The 20,884-nt window shown below is 56.4% G+C and carries 13 protein-coding genes, 2 tRNA genes and 3 rRNA genes; 7 read left to right on the forward strand and 11 right to left on the reverse strand.

Going from position 1 to position 20,884, the window contains the following annotated elements:
• Positions 1-12: 12 nt before the first annotated feature.
• Complete coding sequence (gene rlmM, locus PSH90_RS17945; RefSeq protein WP_041477361.1) at positions 13-1,086, reverse strand: 23S rRNA (cytidine(2498)-2'-O)-methyltransferase RlmM; 1,074 nt, start codon at positions 1,084-1,086, stop codon at positions 13-15.
• 222 nt (positions 1,087-1,308) lie between these two features.
• On the opposite strand from rlmM, the gene acnA reads away from it, so the two are divergent.
• Complete coding sequence (gene acnA / locus PSH90_RS17950; RefSeq protein ID WP_305381197.1) at positions 1,309-4,050, forward strand: aconitate hydratase AcnA; 2,742 nt, start codon at positions 1,309-1,311, stop codon at positions 4,048-4,050.
• Between the two features lie 314 nt (positions 4,051-4,364).
• On the opposite strand, the gene PSH90_RS17955 is transcribed toward acnA, so the two are convergent.
• Complete coding sequence (locus PSH90_RS17955; RefSeq protein WP_016775506.1) at positions 4,365-4,853, reverse strand: SRPBCC family protein; 489 nt, start codon at positions 4,851-4,853, stop codon at positions 4,365-4,367.
• Positions 4,854-5,029: 176 nt separating this feature from the next.
• Between PSH90_RS17955 and PSH90_RS17960 the strand changes: the two genes are divergently transcribed.
• Both PSH90_RS17960 and PSH90_RS17965 read left to right on the forward strand, forming a co-directional pair.
• Positions 5,030-5,944, forward strand: a complete 915-nt coding sequence (locus PSH90_RS17960) for an ADP-ribosylglycohydrolase family protein (RefSeq protein WP_056791548.1) — start codon at positions 5,030-5,032, stop codon at positions 5,942-5,944.
• Positions 5,945-5,984: 40 nt separating this feature from the next.
• Positions 5,985-6,389, forward strand: a complete 405-nt coding sequence (locus PSH90_RS17965; RefSeq protein ID WP_056791550.1) for a lysozyme inhibitor LprI family protein — start codon at positions 5,985-5,987, stop codon at positions 6,387-6,389.
• 44 nt (positions 6,390-6,433) lie between these two features.
• Here the strand turns inward: PSH90_RS17965 and mrdA are convergent, their stop codons facing one another.
• The 6 genes from mrdA to PSH90_RS17995 all read right to left on the reverse strand — a co-directional run bounded on the left by mrdA (position 6,434) and on the right by PSH90_RS17995 (position 13,726).
• Complete coding sequence (mrdA, locus tag PSH90_RS17970) at positions 6,434-8,326, reverse strand: penicillin-binding protein 2 (protein WP_056791554.1); 1,893 nt, start codon at positions 8,324-8,326, stop codon at positions 6,434-6,436.
• Between the two features lie 191 nt (positions 8,327-8,517).
• A 5S ribosomal RNA gene (gene rrf / locus PSH90_RS17975) occupies positions 8,518-8,633 on the reverse strand.
• A gap of 153 nt (positions 8,634-8,786) precedes the next feature.
• Positions 8,787-11,678: ribosomal RNA gene (locus PSH90_RS17980) — 23S ribosomal RNA — on the reverse strand.
• Between the two features lie 247 nt (positions 11,679-11,925).
• Positions 11,926-12,001, reverse strand: a tRNA-Ala gene (locus PSH90_RS17985).
• A gap of 30 nt (positions 12,002-12,031) precedes the next feature.
• Positions 12,032-12,108 (reverse strand) — tRNA-Ile (locus tag PSH90_RS17990).
• Between the two features lie 81 nt (positions 12,109-12,189).
• A 16S ribosomal RNA gene (locus tag PSH90_RS17995) occupies positions 12,190-13,726 on the reverse strand.
• The 16S, 23S and 5S rRNA genes sit together here with 2 tRNA genes alongside, the layout of an rRNA operon.
• 667 nt (positions 13,727-14,393) lie before the next feature.
• Here PSH90_RS17995 and rhtA point away from each other — a divergent pair.
• Together rhtA and PSH90_RS18005 are read left to right on the forward strand one after the other, a co-directional pair.
• Positions 14,394-15,281 carry a threonine/homoserine exporter RhtA gene (gene rhtA / locus PSH90_RS18000; RefSeq protein WP_150638876.1) on the forward strand — a complete coding sequence of 296 codons (888 nt, stop codon included), beginning with the start codon at positions 14,394-14,396 and terminating at the stop codon, positions 15,279-15,281.
• Positions 15,282-15,448: 167 nt separating this feature from the next.
• Entirely contained in the window at positions 15,449-15,730 is a 282-nt protein-coding gene (locus PSH90_RS18005) for a hypothetical protein (protein ID WP_056788609.1), read from the forward strand.
• On the opposite strand, the gene PSH90_RS18010 is transcribed toward PSH90_RS18005, so the two are convergent.
• On the reverse strand, positions 15,731-16,300 hold the full coding sequence (locus PSH90_RS18010) for a TetR/AcrR family transcriptional regulator (protein ID WP_056788606.1): 570 nt from the start codon (positions 16,298-16,300) through the stop codon (positions 15,731-15,733).
• 92 nt (positions 16,301-16,392) lie between these two features.
• On the opposite strand from PSH90_RS18010, the gene PSH90_RS18015 reads away from it, so the two are divergent.
• Both PSH90_RS18015 and PSH90_RS18020 read left to right on the forward strand, forming a co-directional pair.
• A complete protein-coding gene (locus tag PSH90_RS18015; RefSeq protein ID WP_041478480.1) occupies positions 16,393-17,121 on the forward strand; it encodes an SDR family oxidoreductase in 729 nt (242 codons plus the stop codon).
• 41 nt (positions 17,122-17,162) lie between these two features.
• On the forward strand, positions 17,163-17,759 hold the full coding sequence (locus tag PSH90_RS18020) for a 2-hydroxychromene-2-carboxylate isomerase (RefSeq protein WP_305381198.1): 597 nt from the start codon (positions 17,163-17,165) through the stop codon (positions 17,757-17,759).
• Positions 17,760-17,803: 44 nt separating this feature from the next.
• On the opposite strand, the gene PSH90_RS18025 is transcribed toward PSH90_RS18020, so the two are convergent.
• Both PSH90_RS18025 and PSH90_RS18030 read right to left on the reverse strand, forming a co-directional pair.
• Positions 17,804-19,612, reverse strand: a complete 1,809-nt coding sequence (locus PSH90_RS18025) for an aminopeptidase P family protein (RefSeq protein WP_305381199.1) — start codon at positions 19,610-19,612, stop codon at positions 17,804-17,806.
• A gap of 68 nt (positions 19,613-19,680) precedes the next feature.
• Positions 19,681-20,847, reverse strand: a complete 1,167-nt coding sequence (locus tag PSH90_RS18030) for an aminotransferase class V-fold PLP-dependent enzyme (RefSeq protein WP_305381200.1) — start codon at positions 20,845-20,847, stop codon at positions 19,681-19,683.
• Between the last annotated feature and the right edge of the window lie 37 nt (positions 20,848-20,884).

Below are 20,884 nucleotides of genomic sequence, written 5' to 3' on the forward strand. Positions count from 1 at the left end.
TTCAGTGTTGTGTCAGCGCGATTTGGTTTTCCTGGTGTCGTGCCGGCGCAGATGGCAAGTCACTTCCTCGCGGTCGTGATACAGCTGCTTGCAGCCGATATCAACCTTGATCCCACGAGCCTTGAAACCATCGGCAATGCGCTCGAGCAGACGTTTCACTTCGGCATAACGCTGTTTCATCGGCAGCTTCAGGTTGACCACCGCCTCGCGGCAATGCCCCTCGCCGATCCACTCTTCCAGCATCGCCGCGTTGCGCGCCGGTTTCTCGACGATGTCGCAAACCATCCAGTCCACCGGCTGCTTCGGCTTGAAGGTAAAACCGTCCGCCATCAGATGCTGGACCAATCCGGTTTCCATCAGGCTTTCAGCCATCGGGCCGTTGTCGATCGCCGTCACCAGCATGCCCCGGTTGACCAGTTGCCAGGTCCAGCCGCCCGGTGCGGCGCCGAGGTCAACGCCGGTCATGTCGCTGTGCAGGCGATCTTCCCACTGATCACGTGGAATGAAGTGGTGCCACGCCTCCTCCAGCTTCAAGGTCGAACGGCTGGGCGCCTCGCGAGGAAACTTCAGGCGTGGAATGCCCATCGGCCACATTGCCGAATTGCCGGCATCGGCCATGCCGAGGAACACTTCGCGTCCGCTTTTGAAGGTCAGCAACAAACGCGGCTTGCTGGCGTCTTCCACCAGTTTGCCAGCGGCGGTCAGCGCCTTGCGCAGGGGGCCTTCGAACTTTTTGCAAAAGTTCGACAGTTCCTTGCCGTCATTGGTATCGACCACTTCCAGCCACAGACTGCCAAACACCGGGAAATCGGCCATGTGCGCGAGGATTACGCTGATGCGATCGTTTTCCGGCAGATCAATGAAAAAGCCCCGCGCCCACTGCCGAGGGAAGATCAATTCGGCGAAACGCTGACCGCGCATCAGGCGTTCGGCGCCGTCGGCTTCAGTGCAGACAAACTCGGCGCAGGCCGTGGCGGTTTTGGCTTTGGCGTAACCGGCGACATTGAGACGGGCGGCGAGATCGGAAATCTCCGAACAGACTTCGCCTTCGAAGCCGGGCCGGCAATGCATGAATAGGGTGTTCATTCTTACTCCTGGGCAACGGTCGATCATTCGACCGTTGCGCGATGCTCAAGCCTTGCGTTGCCGCAATGCCTGTCACGAAAACCGGCGCATGATAGCTGAAGTCGGAACCATGGTTGCGCCGATAGAGTCCAGTTATTAGCCAGCTACTCAAAACAGGGCTAGGTTTAATGCTCTGCCCGTCCCCTCAGTCCGTAGCCGTGCGGACTCAAAGGAGTGATCGTAATGCCGTCCCTCGATAGTCTGAAGTCACTGAAAACCCTACAAATCGATGCCACGACCTACCATTATTTCAGCCTGCCGGAAGCCGCCAAAAGCCTGGGCGACCTCGACAAGCTGCCGATGTCGTTGAAGGTACTGCTGGAAAATCTGCTGCGCTGGGAAGACGAAAAAACCGTCACCGGCACTGACCTCAAAGCCATCGCCGCCTGGCTCAAGGAGCGCCGCTCTGATCGGGAAATCCAGTACCGCCCTGCCCGTGTATTGATGCAGGATTTTACCGGCGTCCCCGCCGTGGTCGATCTCGCCGCCATGCGTGCGGCAATGGCCAAGGCCGGCGGCGATCCGCAGCGGATCAATCCGTTGTCGCCGGTGGATCTGGTGATCGACCACTCGGTGATGGTCGACAAGTTTGGCAGCGCCAGTGCGTTTGAACAGAACGTCGACATCGAAATGCAACGCAACGGCGAGCGCTATGCCTTTCTGCGCTGGGGCCAGAGTGCGTTCGATAACTTCAGCGTGGTCCCGCCGGGTACCGGCATCTGCCACCAGGTCAACCTTGAGTACCTCGGCCGCACCGTCTGGACCAAAAACGAGGATGGCCGCACCTACGCGTTTCCCGATACGCTGGTCGGCACCGACTCCCACACCACCATGATCAACGGCCTCGGCGTTCTCGGCTGGGGCGTGGGCGGGATCGAAGCGGAAGCGGCGATGCTTGGGCAACCGGTATCGATGCTGATTCCGGAAGTGATCGGCTTCAAACTCACCGGCAAACTCAAGGAAGGCATCACCGCCACCGATCTGGTGCTGACCGTAACGCAGATGCTGCGCAAGAAAGGCGTAGTCGGCAAATTCGTCGAGTTCTATGGCGATGGTCTCGCCGATCTGCCACTGGCCGACCGCGCAACCATCGCCAACATGGCCCCGGAATACGGTGCGACGTGCGGCTTCTTCCCGGTCGACGATGTCACGCTGGAATACCTGCGCCTGTCCGGCCGGCCGCCGGAAGTGGTGAAACTGGTCGAGGCCTACACCAAGGCTCAAGGCCTGTGGCGTCTGCCGGGTCAGGAGCCGGTGTTCACCGACAGCCTGGCTTTGGACATGGGCAGCGTCGAGGCCAGCCTGGCCGGACCGAAACGTCCGCAGGATCGCGTCTCGCTGCCGAACGTCGCGCAGGCCTTCAGTGATTTCATCGACCTGCAATTCAAACCCACCAGCAAGGAAGAAGGACGCCTGGAAAGCGAGGGTGGCGGCGGCGTAGCAGTGGGCAACGCCGATCTGGTGGGCGAAGCGGACTACGAATACGAGGGCAAGACCTATCGCCTGAAAAACGGTGCAGTGGTCATCGCCGCGATTACCTCCTGCACCAACACCTCCAACCCGAGCGTGATGATGGCTGCTGGACTGCTGGCGAAAAAAGCTGTCGAGAAAGGTCTGACGCGCAAGCCTTGGGTCAAAAGCTCACTGGCCCCCGGTTCGAAAGTCGTCACCGACTATTACAAGGCTGCCGGGCTGACTCAATACCTTGATCAGCTCGGGTTTTCGTTAGTTGGCTACGGTTGCACCACCTGCATTGGCAACTCCGGGCCACTGCCGGAGCCGATCGAGAAAGCCATTCAGAAAGCCGATCTGACCGTCGCGTCGGTCTTGTCCGGCAACCGCAACTTCGAAGGTCGCGTACACCCGCTGGTGAAAACCAACTGGCTGGCCTCGCCTCCGCTGGTCGTCGCCTACGCACTGGCTGGCAGCGTGCGCACCGACATCAGCAGCGAACCGCTGGGTGAGGATCAGCAGGGCAATCCGGTATACCTGCGCGATATCTGGCCGAGCAGCCGGGAAATCGCCGAAGCGGTGAATCAGGTCAACACGGCGATGTTCCACAAGGAATACGCCGAAGTGTTTGCCGGTGATGAGCAATGGCAGGCCATCGAGGTGCCGCAAGCGGCGACTTACGTGTGGCAGGACAATTCGACCTACATTCAGCATCCACCTTTCTTCGACGACATTTCCGGCCCTCTGCCGGAAGTCAAAGACGTCAAAGGCGCGCGGGTCTTGGCCTTGCTCGGCGATTCAGTGACCACCGACCACATCTCCCCCGCCGGCAACATCAAGATCGACAGCCCGGCCGGGCGATACCTGCAGGAAAAAGGCGTGGAGCCGCGCGACTTCAACTCCTACGGTTCCCGTCGCGGCAATCATGAAGTGATGATGCGCGGTACGTTTGCCAACATCCGTATTCGCAACGAGATGCTGGGTGGCGAGGAAGGTGGCAACACACTTTACATTCCCACCGGGGAAAAAATGGCGATCTATGACGCAGCGATGAAATATCAGGCGTCGGGTACGCCGTTGGTGGTGATTGCCGGTCAGGAGTACGGCACCGGGTCGAGCCGTGACTGGGCGGCGAAAGGCACCAATCTGCTGGGCGTCAAAGCGGTGATTGCGGAGAGCTTCGAACGTATTCACCGCTCTAATCTGGTCGGCATGGGTGTGCTGCCGTTGCAGTTCAAGCTTGATCAGAATCGCAAGAGTCTCAATCTGACCGGCAAAGAGACGTTCGAGATTCTGGGATTGACCGGCGTCGAGCTGAGGCCGCGGATGAACCTGCCGCTGGTTATCACTCGGGAGGATGGGCGTCAGGAGAGAATCGAAGTCTTGTGCCGCATTGATACGCTGAATGAGGTCGAGTACTTCAAATCCGGGGGGATCCTGCATTATGTGTTGCGGCAGTTGATTGCTTCGTGACGGGATGACATTCGCGCAGGCTGTGATCTTTTTGACCTGGCTTTTAAAAGCAGGATCAAAAGATCGCAGCCTTCGGCGGCTCCTACATTCAGGCGAAAAAAAACCCGCCGAAGCGGGTTTTTCCCAAGACCATTATCGACTCCCTGTCGGCAGCGATCCTTGCGATGGTCGATCGTCCATGATCCTGAAACACTCCCTGTGTCTCAGTTGATGTGTGTAGATTACCCAGTGGATCCAATCAGCAATAGTCGTAAAAGCTACCAATGCGTGTAAGACATTCGCCATACAAACACTGCCGAAAACCCTTAGACCTGTCAGGCACCGCCGCTTTCACGAGCCCTGGCGCTTTCGGCGAGAAACTGTTCAAGCCTGCTCAACTGCTCCTCCCAGCCGCGACTGTCCATGTAATACGCCTCTTTCTGACGGATATCAGGGATGTGCGCGAAGCCGGACTCCGAGACCTTGAGTAGAGTGCCGTCCTCGAAGTCCTGCAATTCGAACTTGACCAGCGTGGTCGGCTCTTGCGAGTAGTCGATCTTCGGGTTGACCGCATACGGGTGCCAGCGGAAAGAAAACAACTGCTGCGGCTCGACCCGCTCGATCAGCACATTCCACAATACGTGTTCATAACCGGGGTACGTGACCTGGCCCTGCGTCCACTCACCGGCAATGAAGCGCCGGCCCTCAAGTGCCACGCCAAACCACTGACCGAACGCCTCTGCATCGACCAATGCGCGCCAGACATGGGAACGCGACGCCTTGAGCGTGATCTTGCGTTCGAAACTGTTAGGTACTGGTTTCATACGTCACCTCCTGTTCTGAACACTAGGCCTGTATGACCACATGTCCAATGCGAAGTTGTATCCAGGCGCTGCAGGCATCGATTCGAGCGGACACATCCTGCGGTAGTTTGCGCTCTGTGATCGGCGCCGCCTGACCTGTTATCTTTCCAGCGAATCCGCAGAAACAAGGACGAATCATGCAGCCCTCTCTTGCCGATCGGTATCGCGGCGCCCTCCTCGGCCTGGCTTGCGGCGATGCGGTCGGCACAACAGTTGAGTTCCAGCCGCGAGGATCATTCCAGCCGCTGAGCGACATGGTCGGCGGTGGCCCGTTCCAGCTCAAGCCAGGGCAATGGACCGATGACACCTCAATGGCACTCTGCCTGGCCGAGAGCCTGCTGCGCAAAAACGGTTTCGACGCGGCTGATCAGATGGGCCGCTATCTCAATTGGTGGAAATGGGGATACCTGAGCTCCACCGGGGAATGTTTCGACATCGGCATGACCGTTAGCCAGGCGCTGGAACAGTTTCAGCGAACCGGGAAGCCTTTCGCGGGGTCGACTGATCCATTGACTGCTGGCAACGGGTCGCTGATGCGATTGGCTCCTGTCGTACTGTTTTATTTTCCCGACGCTAGACAGATCCAGATCCACGCTGCCGACAGTTCGCGCACAACCCATGCGGCGCCGGAGGCAATCGAGTGCTGCCAATTGCTGGCTGATCTGATCGCACGAGCGCTTGAGGGAGCCGACAAAACGCAACTGCGCCAATCGCTACTTGCAGAGTATTCGCAACCCAAGGTGGTTGCGATCGCGCGGGGTGAGTATCTCGGCAAAAAAGAAAACGAAATCAAGGGCAGCGGCTATAGCGTGCAATCATTGGAAGCCGCTTTGTGGTGCTTCCATCACACGCAAACGTACGCTGACGCGATACTGAAAGCAGCCAATCTCGGCGATGATGCGGATACCACAGCTGCTATCGTGGGTCAGTTGGCCGGTACTTACTACGGCGCTCGGGCAATTCCCGAGCACTGGCTGGAGCGGCTGCATGACGGCGAGGAAATTACGGCCACTGCGGATCGCTTGCTTGAGGCCTCCCGGCTACGTACATAACACTCGATACACTCTTTCCACTCGATACAGCGAGAACCTTATGTCAGTGCGTCTGCTTCTGGCCTCTGCGCCCTTTTTGTTTGCCCCTTTCGCCCATGCCGCCGTTGATTGCGCCAACGCCAGCGATCAGGCGACGATGAATCAATGCGCGGGGCAAGCCTTCAAAGCGGCAGACAAGGAACTGAATACGCTCTATCAGCAGATCACCGGACGCCTGAAGGACAACCCGGACGGAAAGAAGCTGCTGGTCAACGCGCAGCGGGCGTGGGTCAGCTTTCGGGATGCCGAGTGCAAGTTTTCGGCTTCTGGGGTGGCAGGCGGGAGTGTGTATCCATTGGTTTACAGTAGTTGTCTTACAGACGTAACCAAGGCCAGAGTAGAAACCCTCAAGCAGTATTTGAAATGTGAGGAAGGTGATATGAGCTGCCCGGTACCCGGTGCGTAATCACAGGCGCCGCTTACGGAGCCTGTGCTGTGAACCGTTACGCCTCAGACGTGAGGATCGCCCGGCGCTTTGCTCGGCGCAGCGTATTGAGGTTTAAGGTGACCATCCTGATCGAGTAACCAGGCGTCCATGATCTGCCGCACTACTGGACCGGCAACACGACCACCCGCCTCGCCGTTCTCGATCATTACCGAGATGGCGATCTTCGGATGCTCGGCCGGTGCGAATCCTACAAACAGGGCGTTGTCACGGTGGCGCTCGAGGGTTTTCTCACGGTTGTAACGCTCACCCTGCTTGATCGCCACCACCTGCGCCGTACCACTCTTGCCGGCGATGCGATATTGCGCCCCCGCAGCGGCCGCACGGGCAATGCCTCGAGCATCGTGCATGACCATCTGCATACCGTGGTTGACCTGCTCCCAATCGCGCGGATCTTTAAGCAGGATATTTGGCATTGGATGCTCGTCGACCGGTGCTACACCGTCGACCGACTTGGCCAAATGCGGCCGATTCCATATCCCCTTATTGGCGATCAGGGCAGTGGCCTGGGCCAATTGCAGCGGTGTGACCTGCATGTATCCCTGGCCGATGCCGAGAATAACCGTCTCGCCGGGATACCAGGCCTGTCGCCGTGTAGCGCGTTTCCACGCTTGCGACGGCATCAGACCGGGGGACTCTTCAAACATGTCCAGCGAGACTTTTTCACCAAGGCCGAACATCGCCATGTAGTCGTGCAGACGATCGATGCCAAGCTTGTGCGCCAGATCATAGAAGTAGGTGTCGTTCGAGCGCATGATCGCCGCGTCCATGTCCACCCAACCATCACCGCTGTGGTTCCAGTTGCGATACTTGTGGTCGAAGTCCGGTAATTGGTAATAGCCGGGATCGAATACGCGGGTCTGCGGGGTCACGACGCCGGCGTCCAGACCAGCGATAGCGACTTCCGGCTTGATCGTCGAGCCCGGGGCGTACAGACCACGCAACACGCGGTTGAACAATGGCCGATCGATGGAATCCCGCAGCGCTGAATATTCCTTCGAACTGATCCCGGTGACGAACAGATTCGGATCGAAACTCGGATTGCTGACCATCGCCAGCACTTCTCCGGTGGACGGGTCGAGAGCTACCACTGAACCACGACGGTCGCCCAAAGCAGCTTCGGCGGCTTCCTGCAGTTTGACGTCAAGACTGAGGACGATGTTTTTACCTGGCACCGGATCGGTATGTTTGAGCACCCGCAGCACGCGGCCTTGAGCATTGGTCTCGACTTCTTCGTAACCGACATGGCCGTGTAACTGCGCCTCATAGAAACGCTCGATACCGGTTTTACCAATGGACTGCGTACCTCGGTACTCCACGGAGTCGAGGGTTTTAGCTTCCTTTTCATTGATCCGACCGACATAACCGATCGAATGAGCGAAATGTGCGCCGAGAGGATAGTGCCGGACAAACTGCGGTTCGACATCAATCCCCGGCAGGCGAAATTCGTTCACCGCCAGGACGGCGATCTGCTCTTCCGTCAGCTCATAAAACAGTGTGACCGGTGTGAATGGATGCCGGGATTGCTTCATCGCCTTGTCGAATACCGTACGGTCTTCAGCAGGCAAGTGCAGCAAGTTGATGACTTCGTCCAATTCTTGATTGACGTCGGTTGCACGCTCACGGGTGATGGTCAGGTTGTAGCTGGGACGGTTGTCGGCGAGTAATACGCCGTTGCGGTCGTAGATCAATCCCCGCGTCGGCGGTATCGGCAGGACATGGACACGGTTGTTTTCGGAGATGGTCGAGTGGTAATCGAATTCCACGACCTGGAGAATGTACAGGCGCACCACCAAAGCGCAGCTGATGGCGAACACGAACAGAGCACAGGCAATCAAGCGTTTGTTGACCAGCCTCGTCTCTTTTTCATGGTCCTTGATCGGGATTGGTTCAGGCATTTCTACAGCAACTCTTAGACGTAAATGAGTGCCGATCCGTGGGCAGGACATCAGTCCGTTAAAAAACGAGCTGCACCATACCAAAACTCGCCATCCACTTCAGGATGAATTTCCCCGGTGGCAGGCTAAAAACTTTCTCGCAGGCAAAACAAAACCCCAACTGCTTTCGCAATTGGGGTTTCGGAATTTAATCTTGACGATGACCTACTCTCACATGGGGAAACCCCACACTACCATCGGCGATGCATCGTTTCACTGCTGAGTTCGGGATGGGATCAGGTGGTTCCAACGCTCTATGGTCGTCAAGAAATTCGGGTACTGACTCGGGACCGGATGGCCTCGCTTCAGCAAATTGGGTATGTGACAGCTGGTGTTTGTGCGTTTCGAACTTTCGGTTCGTTTCGTCTTCACACACCGCAATCTGGTGCCTTTTCAGGTCAGCAAATTGCTTGGGTGTTATATGGTCAAGCCTCACGGGCAATTAGTATTGGTTAGCTCAACGCCTCACAGCGCTTACACACCCAACCTATCAACGTCGTAGTCTTCGACGGCCCTTCAGGGAACTCAAGGTTCCAGTGAGATCTCATCTTGAGGCAAGTTTCCCGCTTAGATGCTTTCAGCGGTTATCTTTCCCGAACATAGCTACCCGGCAATGCCACTGGCGTGACAACCGGAACACCAGAGGTTCGTCCACTCCGGTCCTCTCGTACTAGGAGCAGCCCCTCTCAAATCTCAAACGTCCACGGCAGATAGGGACCGAACTGTCTCACGACGTTCTAAACCCAGCTCGCGTACCACTTTAAATGGCGAACAGCCATACCCTTGGGACCGGCTTCAGCCCCAGGATGTGATGAGCCGACATCGAGGTGCCAAACACCGCCGTCGATATGAACTCTTGGGCGGTATCAGCCTGTTATCCCCGGAGTACCTTTTATCCGTTGAGCGATGGCCCTTCCATACAGAACCACCGGATCACTAAGACCTACTTTCGTACCTGCTCGACGTGTCTGTCTCGCAGTCAAGCGCGCTTTTGCCTTTATACTCTACGACCGATTTCCGACCGGTCTGAGCGCACCTTCGTACTCCTCCGTTACTCTTTAGGAGGAGACCGCCCCAGTCAAACTACCCACCATACACTGTCCTCGATCCGGATAACGGACCTGAGTTAGAACCTCAAAGTTGCCAGGGTGGTATTTCAAGGATGGCTCCACGCGAACTGGCGTCCACGCTTCAAAGCCTCCCACCTATCCTACACAAGCAAATTCAAAGTCCAGTGCAAAGCTATAGTAAAGGTTCACGGGGTCTTTCCGTCTAGCCGCGGATACACTGCATCTTCACAGCGATTTCAATTTCACTGAGTCTCGGGTGGAGACAGCGCCGCCATCGTTACGCCATTCGTGCAGGTCGGAACTTACCCGACAAGGAATTTCGCTACCTTAGGACCGTTATAGTTACGGCCGCCGTTTACCGGGGCTTCGATCAAGAGCTTCGCGTTAGCTAACCCCATCAATTAACCTTCCGGCACCGGGCAGGCGTCACACCCTATACGTCCACTTTCGTGTTTGCAGAGTGCTGTGTTTTTAATAAACAGTCGCAGCGGCCTGGTATCTTCGACCGGCATGAGCTTACGGAGCAAGTCCTTCACCCTCACCGGCGCACCTTCTCCCGAAGTTACGGTGCCATTTTGCCTAGTTCCTTCACCCGAGTTCTCTCAAGCGCCTTGGTATTCTCTACCCAACCACCTGTGTCGGTTTGGGGTACGGTTCCTGGTTACCTGAAGCTTAGAAGCTTTTCTTGGAAGCATGGCATCAACCACTTCGTGTTCTAAAAGAACACTCGTCATCAGCTCTCGGCCTTAAGATCCCGGATTTACCTAAGATCTCAGCCTACCACCTTAAACTTGGACAACCAACGCCAAGCTGGCCTAGCCTTCTCCGTCCCTCCATCGCAATAACCAGAAGTACAGGAATATTAACCTGTTTTCCATCGACTACGCTTTTCAGCCTCGCCTTAGGGACCGACTAACCCTGCGTCGATTAACGTTGCGCAGGAAACCTTGGTCTTTCGGCGTGGGTGTTTTTCACACCCATTGTCGTTACTCATGTCAGCATTCGCACTTCTGATACCTCCAGCAAGCTTCTCAACTCACCTTCACAGGCTTACAGAACGCTCCTCTACCGCATCATCCGAAGATGATACCCGTAGCTTCGGTGTATGGTTTGAGCCCCGTTACATCTTCCGCGCAGGCCGACTCGACTAGTGAGCTATTACGCTTTCTTTAAAGGGTGGCTGCTTCTAAGCCAACCTCCTAGCTGTCTAAGCCTTCCCACATCGTTTCCCACTTAACCATAACTTTGGGACCTTAGCTGACGGTCTGGGTTGTTTCCCTTTTCACGACGGACGTTAGCACCCGCCGTGTGTCCCATGCTCGGCACTTGTAGGTATTCGGAGTTTGCATCGGTTTGGTAAGTCGGGATGACCCCCTAGCCGAAACAGTGCTCTACCCCCTACAGTGATACATGAGGCGCTACCTAAATAGCTTTCGAGGAGAACCAGCTATCTCCGAGCTTGATTAGCCTTTCACTCCGATCCACAGGTCATCCGCTAACTTTTCAACGGTAGTCGGTTCGGTCCTCCAGTCAGTGTTACCTAACCTTCAACCTGCCCATGGATAGATCGCCCGGTTTCGGGTCTATTCCCAGCGACTAGACGCCCTATTAAGACTCGCTTTCGCTACGCCTCCCCTATTCGGTTAAGCTCGCCACTGAAAATAAGTCGCTGACCCATTATACAAAAGGTACGCAGTCACAGAACAAAGTCTGCTCCCACTGCTTGTACGCATACGGTTTCAGGATCTATTTCACTCCCCTCTCCGGGGTTCTTTTCGCCTTTCCCTCACGGTACTAGTTCACTATCGGTCAGTCAGTAGTATTTAGCCTTGGAGGATGGTCCCCCCATATTCAGACAAAGTTTCTCGTGCTCCGTCCTACTCGATTTCATGACTAAGAGATTTTCGCGTACAGGGCTATCACCCACTATGGCCGCACTTTCCAGAGCGTTCCGCTAATCTCAAAGCCACTTAAGGGCTAGTCCCCGTTCGCTCGCCACTACTAAGGGAATCTCGGTTGATTTCTTTTCCTCAGGGTACTTAGATGTTTCAGTTCCCCTGGTTCGCCTCTTGCACCTATGTATTCAGTACAAGATAACCATCTTATGATGGCTGGGTTCCCCCATTCAGACATCTCCGGATCAAAGTCTGTTTGCCGACTCCCCGAAGCTTTTCGCAGGCTACCACGTCTTTCATCGCCTCTGACTGCCAAGGCATCCACCGTATGCGCTTCTTCACTTGACCATATAACCCCAAGCAATCTGGTTATACTGTGAAGACGACATTCGCCGAAAATTCGAATTTCTCAACTAAGAGAACTCACAAATTTTACCTTAGCCTGATCCGTTACCAGTGAAAGTAACGTTCAGTCTATCTTTCTATCACATACCCAAATTTTTAAAGAACGATCTAGTCAAAGACTAGAAATCAACATTCATCACCAAACCGGTGGAATGCTCATTTCTAAGCTTTCAAACTTCAGAAGCAGTAGTGGTGGAGCCAAGCGGGATCGAACCGCTGACCTCCTGCGTGCAAGGCAGGCGCTCTCCCAGCTGAGCTATGGCCCCGTATTTCTACAGGCGTTTCCCACACAAAATTGGTGGGTCTGGGCAGATTCGAACTGCCGACCTCACCCTTATCAGGGGTGCGCTCTAACCAACTGAGCTACAGACCCAATTTCGGGCTGCTTCTATCGTCTTCTTCAATGAATCAAGCAATTCGTGTGGGAGCTCATGCAGCAGCTGATGTCGTCGATTAAGGAGGTGATCCAGCCGCAGGTTCCCCTACGGCTACCTTGTTACGACTTCACCCCAGTCATGAATCACACCGTGGTAACCGTCCCCCCGAAGGTTAGACTAGCTACTTCTGGTGCAACCCACTCCCATGGTGTGACGGGCGGTGTGTACAAGGCCCGGGAACGTATTCACCGCGACATTCTGATTCGCGATTACTAGCGATTCCGACTTCACGCAGTCGAGTTGCAGACTGCGATCCGGACTACGATCGGTTTTATGGGATTAGCTCCACCTCGCGGCTTGGCAACCCTTTGTACCGACCATTGTAGCACGTGTGTAGCCCAGGCCGTAAGGGCCATGATGACTTGACGTCATCCCCACCTTCCTCCGGTTTGTCACCGGCAGTCTCCTTAGAGTGCCCACCATTACGTGCTGGTAACTAAGGACAAGGGTTGCGCTCGTTACGGGACTTAACCCAACATCTCACGACACGAGCTGACGACAGCCATGCAGCACCTGTCTCAATGTTCCCGAAGGCACCAATCCATCTCTGGAAAGTTCATTGGATGTCAAGGCCTGGTAAGGTTCTTCGCGTTGCTTCGAATTAAACCACATGCTCCACCGCTTGTGCGGGCCCCCGTCAATTCATTTGAGTTTTAACCTTGCGGCCGTACTCCCCAGGCGGTCAACTTAATGCGTTAGCTGCGCCACTAAGAGCTCAAGGCTCCCAACGGCTAGTTGACATCGTTTACGGCGTGGACTACCAGGGTATCTAATCCTGTTTGCTCCCCACGCTTTCGCACCTCAGTGTCAGTATCAGTCCAGGTGGTCGCCTTCGCCACTGGTGTTCCTTCCTATATCTACGCATTTCACCGCTACACAGGAAATTCCACCACCCTCTACCATACTCTAGCTTGCCAGTTTTGGATGCAGTTCCCAGGTTGAGCCCGGGGATTTCACATCCAACTTAACAAACCACCTACGCGCGCTTTACGCCCAGTAATTCCGATTAACGCTTGCACCCTCTGTATTACCGCGGCTGCTGGCACAGAGTTAGCCGGTGCTTATTCTGTCGGTAACGTCAAAATTGCAGAGTATTAATCTACAACCCTTCCTCCCAACTTAAAGTGCTTTACAATCCGAAGACCTTCTTCACACACGCGGCATGGCTGGATCAGGCTTTCGCCCATTGTCCAATATTCCCCACTGCTGCCTCCCGTAGGAGTCTGGACCGTGTCTCAGTTCCAGTGTGACTGATCATCCTCTCAGACCAGTTACGGATCGTCGCCTTGGTGAGCCATTACCTCACCAACTAGCTAATCCGACCTAGGCTCATCTGATAGCGCAAGGCCCGAAGGTCCCCTGCTTTCTCCCGTAGGACGTATGCGGTATTAGCGTTCCTTTCGAAACGTTGTCCCCCACTACCAGGCAGATTCCTAGGCATTACTCACCCGTCCGCCGCTGAATCCAGGAGCAAGCTCCTCTCATCCGCTCGACTTGCATGTGTTAGGCCTGCCGCCAGCGTTCAATCTGAGCCATGATCAAACTCTTCAGTTCAAACATCTTTGGGTTTTTAAGAAACCCTAAACTTGGCTCAGCAATCGTTGGTTACATCTTTGATTTCTCGCGGAGTAACTTGTGATGCTGATAATCTTGTTGACTATCAGTCTGACTGCACAAGCACCCACACGAATTGCTTGATTCAGTTGTTAAAGAGCGGTTGGTTAAGATCTTTCGTCTCAACCGAGGCGCGCATTCTACAGCAGCCTCATTTGCTGTCAAGTGATTATTTTCAGAAGTTTTCGAAGAATTCTTCAACAACTTCAACCACTTGCGCTTCCGATCTCTCGTTAGCGGGAGGCGAATTCTACAGCGTTAATCGCTGCTGTCAACACCTCTTTTTCTCCGCTTTCGACCGAGAAGATCGAACCATTAAAAGAGCTACACATCGCTGCTCTTTCAACTCCTCCCAGGCCTCGATGATCTGAAGCAAGCCGCTGTCGAAAACTGCGTAACTCTTTGAATCTCAAGGAGTTTTCCGTTTCGACTGCGCCGGAAGTGGGGCGAATTATAGACCTCTGGAATCTGCCGTCAACCGTTAATTTCGCTTTTCTTTCAAATCAGCAAAAACGCTTTCTATATATAGACGCGACCCCATCCAATGCGCAGTATATTGCCCACTACCACAACAATACTGTGTTTTTGCCTTGGATGCTGCCGCGCAATGAATGATCAACCCCGCTCCCTTGCTTCCACATTGTTTCCGGTTTGCCTGCTCATGATAGCCATGGCGTCCATCCAGTCGGGCGCTTCTCTGGCCAAAAGCATGTTCCCCATTATCGGCGCACAAGGAACAACCACGCTGCGCCTGATCTTTGCCAGCGTCATCATGCTGCTGTTGCTCCGCCCATGGCGCGCAAAGTTGACCGCCAAATCCCTTCGTACCGTCATCGTCTATGGGATGGCACTGGGAGGAATGAACTTCCTCTTTTATATGTCGCTGCGCACAGTGCCGCTGGGCATCGCCGTTGCGCTGGAATTCACCGGCCCATTGGCGGTAGCTATATATGCCTCCCGCCGCGCCATCGATTTTGTCTGGATCGCGCTCGCTGCAGCCGGCTTGCTTCTCTTGATACCCACCGGCGCTACCACTGCCGGCATTGATCTGGTCGGAGCGGGCTATGCGCTGGGCGCCGGGGTCTGCTGGGCGCTGTACATTTTGTTCGGGCAAAAGGCCGGCGCCGATAACGGGGTGACGACGGCAGCCCTCGGCGTAATGATCGCCGCGCTGTTCGTGGCACCGATCGGAATCGTTCATGCCGGTGCTGCGCTGCTTACACCATCGTTGATTCCAGTCGCTATCGGCGTCGCCATTCTGTCCACCGCCCTGCCCTACACCCTGGAGATGGTCGCGCTGACGCGTATGCCCGCGCGCACCTTCGGCACGCTCATGAGTATCGAACCGGCCTTCGGAGCACTATCAGGTCTGCTTTTTCTCCAGGAATACCTTTCATTGTCACAATGGCTGGCCATCCTGTGCATTATTCTGGCTTCAGTGGGCGCAACCATGACCATGGGTAGCGGAGCAAAGCCTGCTGTCGCGGCTGACTGAAGCGTAGCGAAAGTGGCTCTGGTAATTGGCGCTCATTTAGGCCATGTTTAGCTGCGTAACCCATCGCCAGGCATGGATTTTTTCGCAAAGGACGGCACCACGCTGCAAACGCGAGCGAATACAGGCAGACCCGAGCACCAGACTCGCGGCCGCTATTAAGGATGGTAATGAAACGAATTTTGCTAATGATCGCCCTGCTGGCGATCGCGAGTTGCGCGGCGACTTCGGAAACCCAGGTCAAACGCGGCAAGAAGGGACTGCACATCAACTGTTCCGGTCTTTCATCCTCATGGGACAAGTGCTACAGCAGCGCAGCCAACTCCTGCGCCCCCAAGGGTTACAAGGTGATCGCCAAATCCGGGGATGCCGTCGAGGAACCTGGCGATTATCCGTTCGGCCTGAACCCCGCCGGTTATACCAGCCGCAGCATGATCGTCATCTGCAAATAACTACTCGGCTCGTGGCAAAGCGAGCTGACGAGTGATTTGCTCATGACTCGAGCGCAACACCGTACGCTGCACGTCCGGTGTTGCCAGCATTCGCGCGACCACCAACGCACCCACACATTGCGACAGCACCGACCAGGCCAGACTCTCGCTTTCCAGGATCTCAGCCCAGCCCTGCTGAAGACGGCAGATCCACTGTTCAGCCTGCTCACGCACCTGCATATCGGCACGGGCAACCTCTGCGCCCAATGTCGGCAGCGCGCAACCGGACTCTGGTTGCTCGACGTGGGCCATGCTCAGGTACTGCTTCAGACAACGCTCCAGCCGCTGCCTATCTGCACCACCCTGGCCACCAAGGCGCTCAAGACTTTCACTCAACTCTCGCTCGACGATGGCAGCGAACAACGCATCCTTGGATGAAAAGTGGCTATAGAACGCCGCGCCACTCAAGCCGATGGCTTTCATCAAGCCATCCACGCCCACCGTGGAAAACCCCGATTTTTTTGCCGACACTGCGCTGCTTTGCAGCAATCGTTCGCGGGTTTCCGATTTGTGCCCGGGTGAATAACGCATGTCCTCTCCTGAAAATAGATCGCCTTGACGCTGCCCGGATCCTAGCATAACGTTCGTTAACTAAACGATCGTTAACCCAAAGGGATTCAACCATGAATAACAAGAAGGTCGTGTTGGTTGTCGGTGCCGGCGATGCCACGGGCGGGGCCATCGCCAAGCGCTTTGCCAGTGAAGGGTTCATTGCCTGCGTAACCCGTCGCAGCGCCGACAAGCTGCAGCCACTGGTTGACGCAATCATCGCTGAGGGCGGTGAGGCCCATGGTTTTGCCTGCGATGCGCGCAAGGAAGAAGACGTCATCGCCTTGATCGAAGACATCGAAACCCGCGTCGGCCCGATCGAGGCCTTTGTCTTCAACATCGGCGCCAACGTGCCCTGCAGCATTCTCGAAGAAACCGCGCGCAAATATTTCAAGATCTGGGAGATGGCCTGCTTCTCCGGCTTTCTCAATGCCCGTGAAGTGGCCAAGCGCATGGTGACTCGGCAGCGCGGTACGATTCTGTTCACTGGTGCCACGGCCGGGCTGCGCGGCGCCTCTGGATTTGCCGCTTTCGCTGGAGCCAAACATGGCATCCGCGCACTCGCGCAAAGCATGGCGAGAGAGTTGGGGCCGATGAACATTCATGTCGCCCACGTCGTGGTTGATGGTGCGATCGATACCGACTTCATCCGCAACAGCTTTCCCGAGAAATACGCGACCAAGGATCAGGACGGCATTCTCGATCCAGAGCACATCGCCGAAAACTATTGGTTTCTGCACAGTCAGCCACGGGATGCCTGGACTTTTGAGCTGGACCTGCGTCCTTGGAACGAACGCTGGTAAGCCCTCCCCCCTCATTACAACAATAAGAGAGCGATTTGATCATGACGAAAACCGTGGAATTCTATTTCGACCTCGGCAGCCCCACCACCTATCTGGCGCACACCCAGCTAGCGAAAATCTGCGCCGATACCCAGAGCGAACTGATCTACATCCCGATGCTGTTGGGTGGCGTGTTCAAAGCCACCGGCAACGCTTCGCCGGCAATGATTCCGGCCAAGGGCCGCTACATGTTTCAGGACCTCGATCGCTTCGCCAAACGCTACGGCGTACAGCTCAGATTCAATCCGCACTTTCCAATCAACACGCTGATATTGATGCGTGCCGTTACTGGCATGCAGATGCGCCAGCCGCAGCGTTTCGCCGAATTCGTCGATTGCCTGTTCAGGGCGCTTTGGGTAGAAGGTCGTAACCTCAACGATCCGCAAACCATTGCTGCCGTGCTGACTGAAAACGGCTTCGACCCCCAAGAGATAATCGCGCTGACCAACGACGAATCAGTAAAAGCCGCACTCAAGGAAAACACCGAAGCCGCAATCAAACGCGGCGTTTTCGGTGCCCCCAGCATGTTTATCGGCGATCAGTTGTTCTTCGGTCAGGATCGACTCGACTTCGTGGAAGAGGCATTGCGCCAGGACTGAAGCCAAGCCCCAAGGCACCGCGAGCGGCGCCTTGGGTAAATCGATCAAATGGCCACAGTGCGCTCGTTCAACCAGCTCAACGCCGCGCCATCCAGCAATGGACTGAGTCGCTCACGCACTTCGCGGTGGTAGTCGTTCAGCCACTGCTTTTCTTCGTAAGTCAGCAGGTCAGCAATCAGGCAGCGGGTATCGATCGGGCACAGCGTCAGGGTTTCGAACTTGAGGAAGTCGCCGAATTCGCTGCTGCCGGCCTCACGGTTCATCGCCAGGTTCTCGATGCGCACACCCCAGCGGCCCGGACGATAGGTGCCGGGTTCGATCGAGGTGATCATCCCCGGCTGCATTGCCGTTTGCGGTGCCGGTGCCGCCTGATAAGCAATTACCTGCGGACCTTCGTGAACGTTGAGGAAATAGCCCACGCCGTGACCGGTGCCGTGGCCGTAGTCGACGTTGTCAGCCCAGATCGGCGCACGAGCGATGGCGTCGAGCAGCGGGGACAGAATGCCTTTCGGGAATCGTGCCCGCGACAGCGCAATCACGCCTTTCAACACGCGCGTGCAATCCTGTTTCTGCTCCTGGGTCGGCGTACCCACCGGGACCATGCGCGTGATGTCTGTGGTACCTCCGAGGTATTGACCACCGGAATCGATGAGCAACAGACCATCACCCTCGATCAACGCATGCTCCTCTTCGGTAGCGTGATAGTGCGGCATCGCACCATTGGCGTTGAACGCGGCAATCGTGTTGAAGCTCAGCGAAACGTAATCGGGACGACGTTCACGGGCAGCGGTAAGTTTCTCGTCGATGGTCAGTTCGGTGATGCGCTCGCGTCCCCACGCCGATTCCAGCCAGGCAAAGAATTCGCACAACGCCGCGCCATCCTGCTCCATCGCTTTACGGATGTGTTGAGCGTCGGCTTCGCTTTTCTGCGATTTGGCCAACGTAGTCGGGTTGAGGCCCTGGACCAGTTTCACGCCACTGTCGAGGTTATCCAGCAACCCCGTGGTCACTCGCGCCGGATCGACCAGAAGGCTGGCGCCACCCGGCACAGACCGCAACGCATCGGCCACTTCGCTGTAATCACGTAGCGTTACGCCATCCTGTTCGAGCACGGCACGCAGATCGGCATCGACCTTGCTCAGCGCCACAAACAGCGTGGCCTGTTGCTGATTGATCAAAGCGAACGAAACAAACACAGGATTGAAGGAGACATCTCCGCCGCGCAGGTTGAACAGCCAGGCGATGTCATCCAGGGTGGCGATGAAGTGCCAGTCGGCACCACGTTCTTGCAAGGTTTCGCGCAGTTTCGCCAGTTTCTCGCCACGACTGATAGTCGCTTGCGGCGGCAGATGCTGATAGATCGGCGCGTTCGGCAGGCTCGGGCGATCACGCCAGACTTCCTCTAACAGGTCGATATCGGTGCGCAGGCGAGCGCCGCGTGCCTCGAGCTTGCTGCTCAGTGTGCGCGCCGAAGCCACTGCCATTACCGCGCCGTCGACCGCAACCACGCCGCCCTCAGGGGTTTGTTCGGCCAGCCAGTCCAGCGGGCTCGGCTGCCCCGGTTGCAGTTTGACCAGTTCGATGCCGCTGCCGTTGAGCTCTTTCGTCGCCTGTTCCCAGTAACGACTGTCGGCCCACACACCGGCGAAATCAGCGGTGACGATCAGCGTACCGACCGAACCGTGGAAACCCGACAGCCATTGCCGGCCCTGCCAGTAACCCGGCAGGTATTCCGAAAGATGCGGGTCGGCGGACGGCACCAGCAGCGCATGGATGCCTTCGCGGCGCATCAGTTCACGGGTATGCGCCAGGCGCTGAGGCACCGATCCTTCGGTCAAGGTGTGGGAACTCATCATGTCTCCTGCTAATCGCGTCATCGTTATTGTTCGTAGCCTTCGCGGCCATGGAAAGCGTCTGCTGTTTAGAGCCCTGTCGCCCAGAATGCCGGAGCACTGGCGCAGGCGGTTGTGATCAGGTCAACGGCCTTGTCGACATCCTCGACTTTGGTAAACCGCCCGAGGCTCAAGCGAATGGTGCGCCCCGCCAGCCGCGCATCGTGCCCGAGCGCGAGCAGCACGTGGGACGGCGCATTGCTTGCGGAATTACACGCCGACGTCGCGGAAAACGCGATCGAATGGCTCAATGCGGCGCTGTTGAACTCGCCCTCGCTGAAGGTCAGGCTCAGGGTGTGCGGAATACGTTGCGAGGCACTGCCATTGAGGCGCACGCCTGGCAACTTCAAAAGCTGTTCGAGCAAGCGTTCGCGCAAAGCGATGATGGATTTTTTCTCTTCATCGAATGCGTCGGCGGCCAGCGCGAATGCGGCGCCCATACCGGCAATCTGATGAGTCGCCAGGGTCCCGGAGCGCAGGCCACCTTCATGACCACCACCGTGAATCTGCGCCTGCAAGCGTTGCTGCGCCTGCGGGCCGACATACAAAGCGCCGATGCCTTTGGGGCCGTAGAGTTTGTGTGCGGAAAACGACATCAGATCCACCGGCCAGCGGCTCAGATTGATCGCGACTTTGCCCGCGCCTTGCGCCGCATCCACATGAAACAACGCCTGCCGACTGCGCACCACCTCGCCAATCGCCTCGACATCGTTGACCGTGCCCAACTCGTTGTTGACCAGCATCAGCGAGACCAGAAAGGTGTCATCACGCATCGCTTCGCTGACCGCTTGCGGCGTGATCAAGCCTTGGGCGTCCGGCACCAGATAGGTCACGGCAATGCCTGAGTCCTGCAATTGCCGCGCGGTGTCGAGAATGGCCTTGTGTTCGATCTGACTGGTAATGATGTGCCCGCCGGAAATGCCACGGGCCTGGGAGACGCCTTTGAGGGCGAGGTTGTTGGACTCGGTGGCACCGGAGGTCCAGACAATCTGCTCAGGCTGCGCGCCGACCAGATCGGCTACTTGCCGACGCGCCTGCTCGACCGTCTGCCGGGCCTGCTGGCCGAAAGCGTGGGAGCTGGACGCCGGGTTACCGAAGTTACCGTGAAAACCCAGACATTCGATCATCACCTGGATGACCCGCTCGTCCACCGGAGTGGTGGCGGCGTAATCGAAATACAACGGACGTGTGTTCATAAAGGACTCGCAGAGCGTGTTCCGGGATCAGGAGGCT

It is taken from the genome of Pseudomonas sp. FP1762, from assembly GCF_030687105.1.
In the GTDB taxonomy this organism is placed as follows: Bacteria; Pseudomonadota; Gammaproteobacteria; order Pseudomonadales; family Pseudomonadaceae; genus Aquipseudomonas; species Aquipseudomonas siliginis.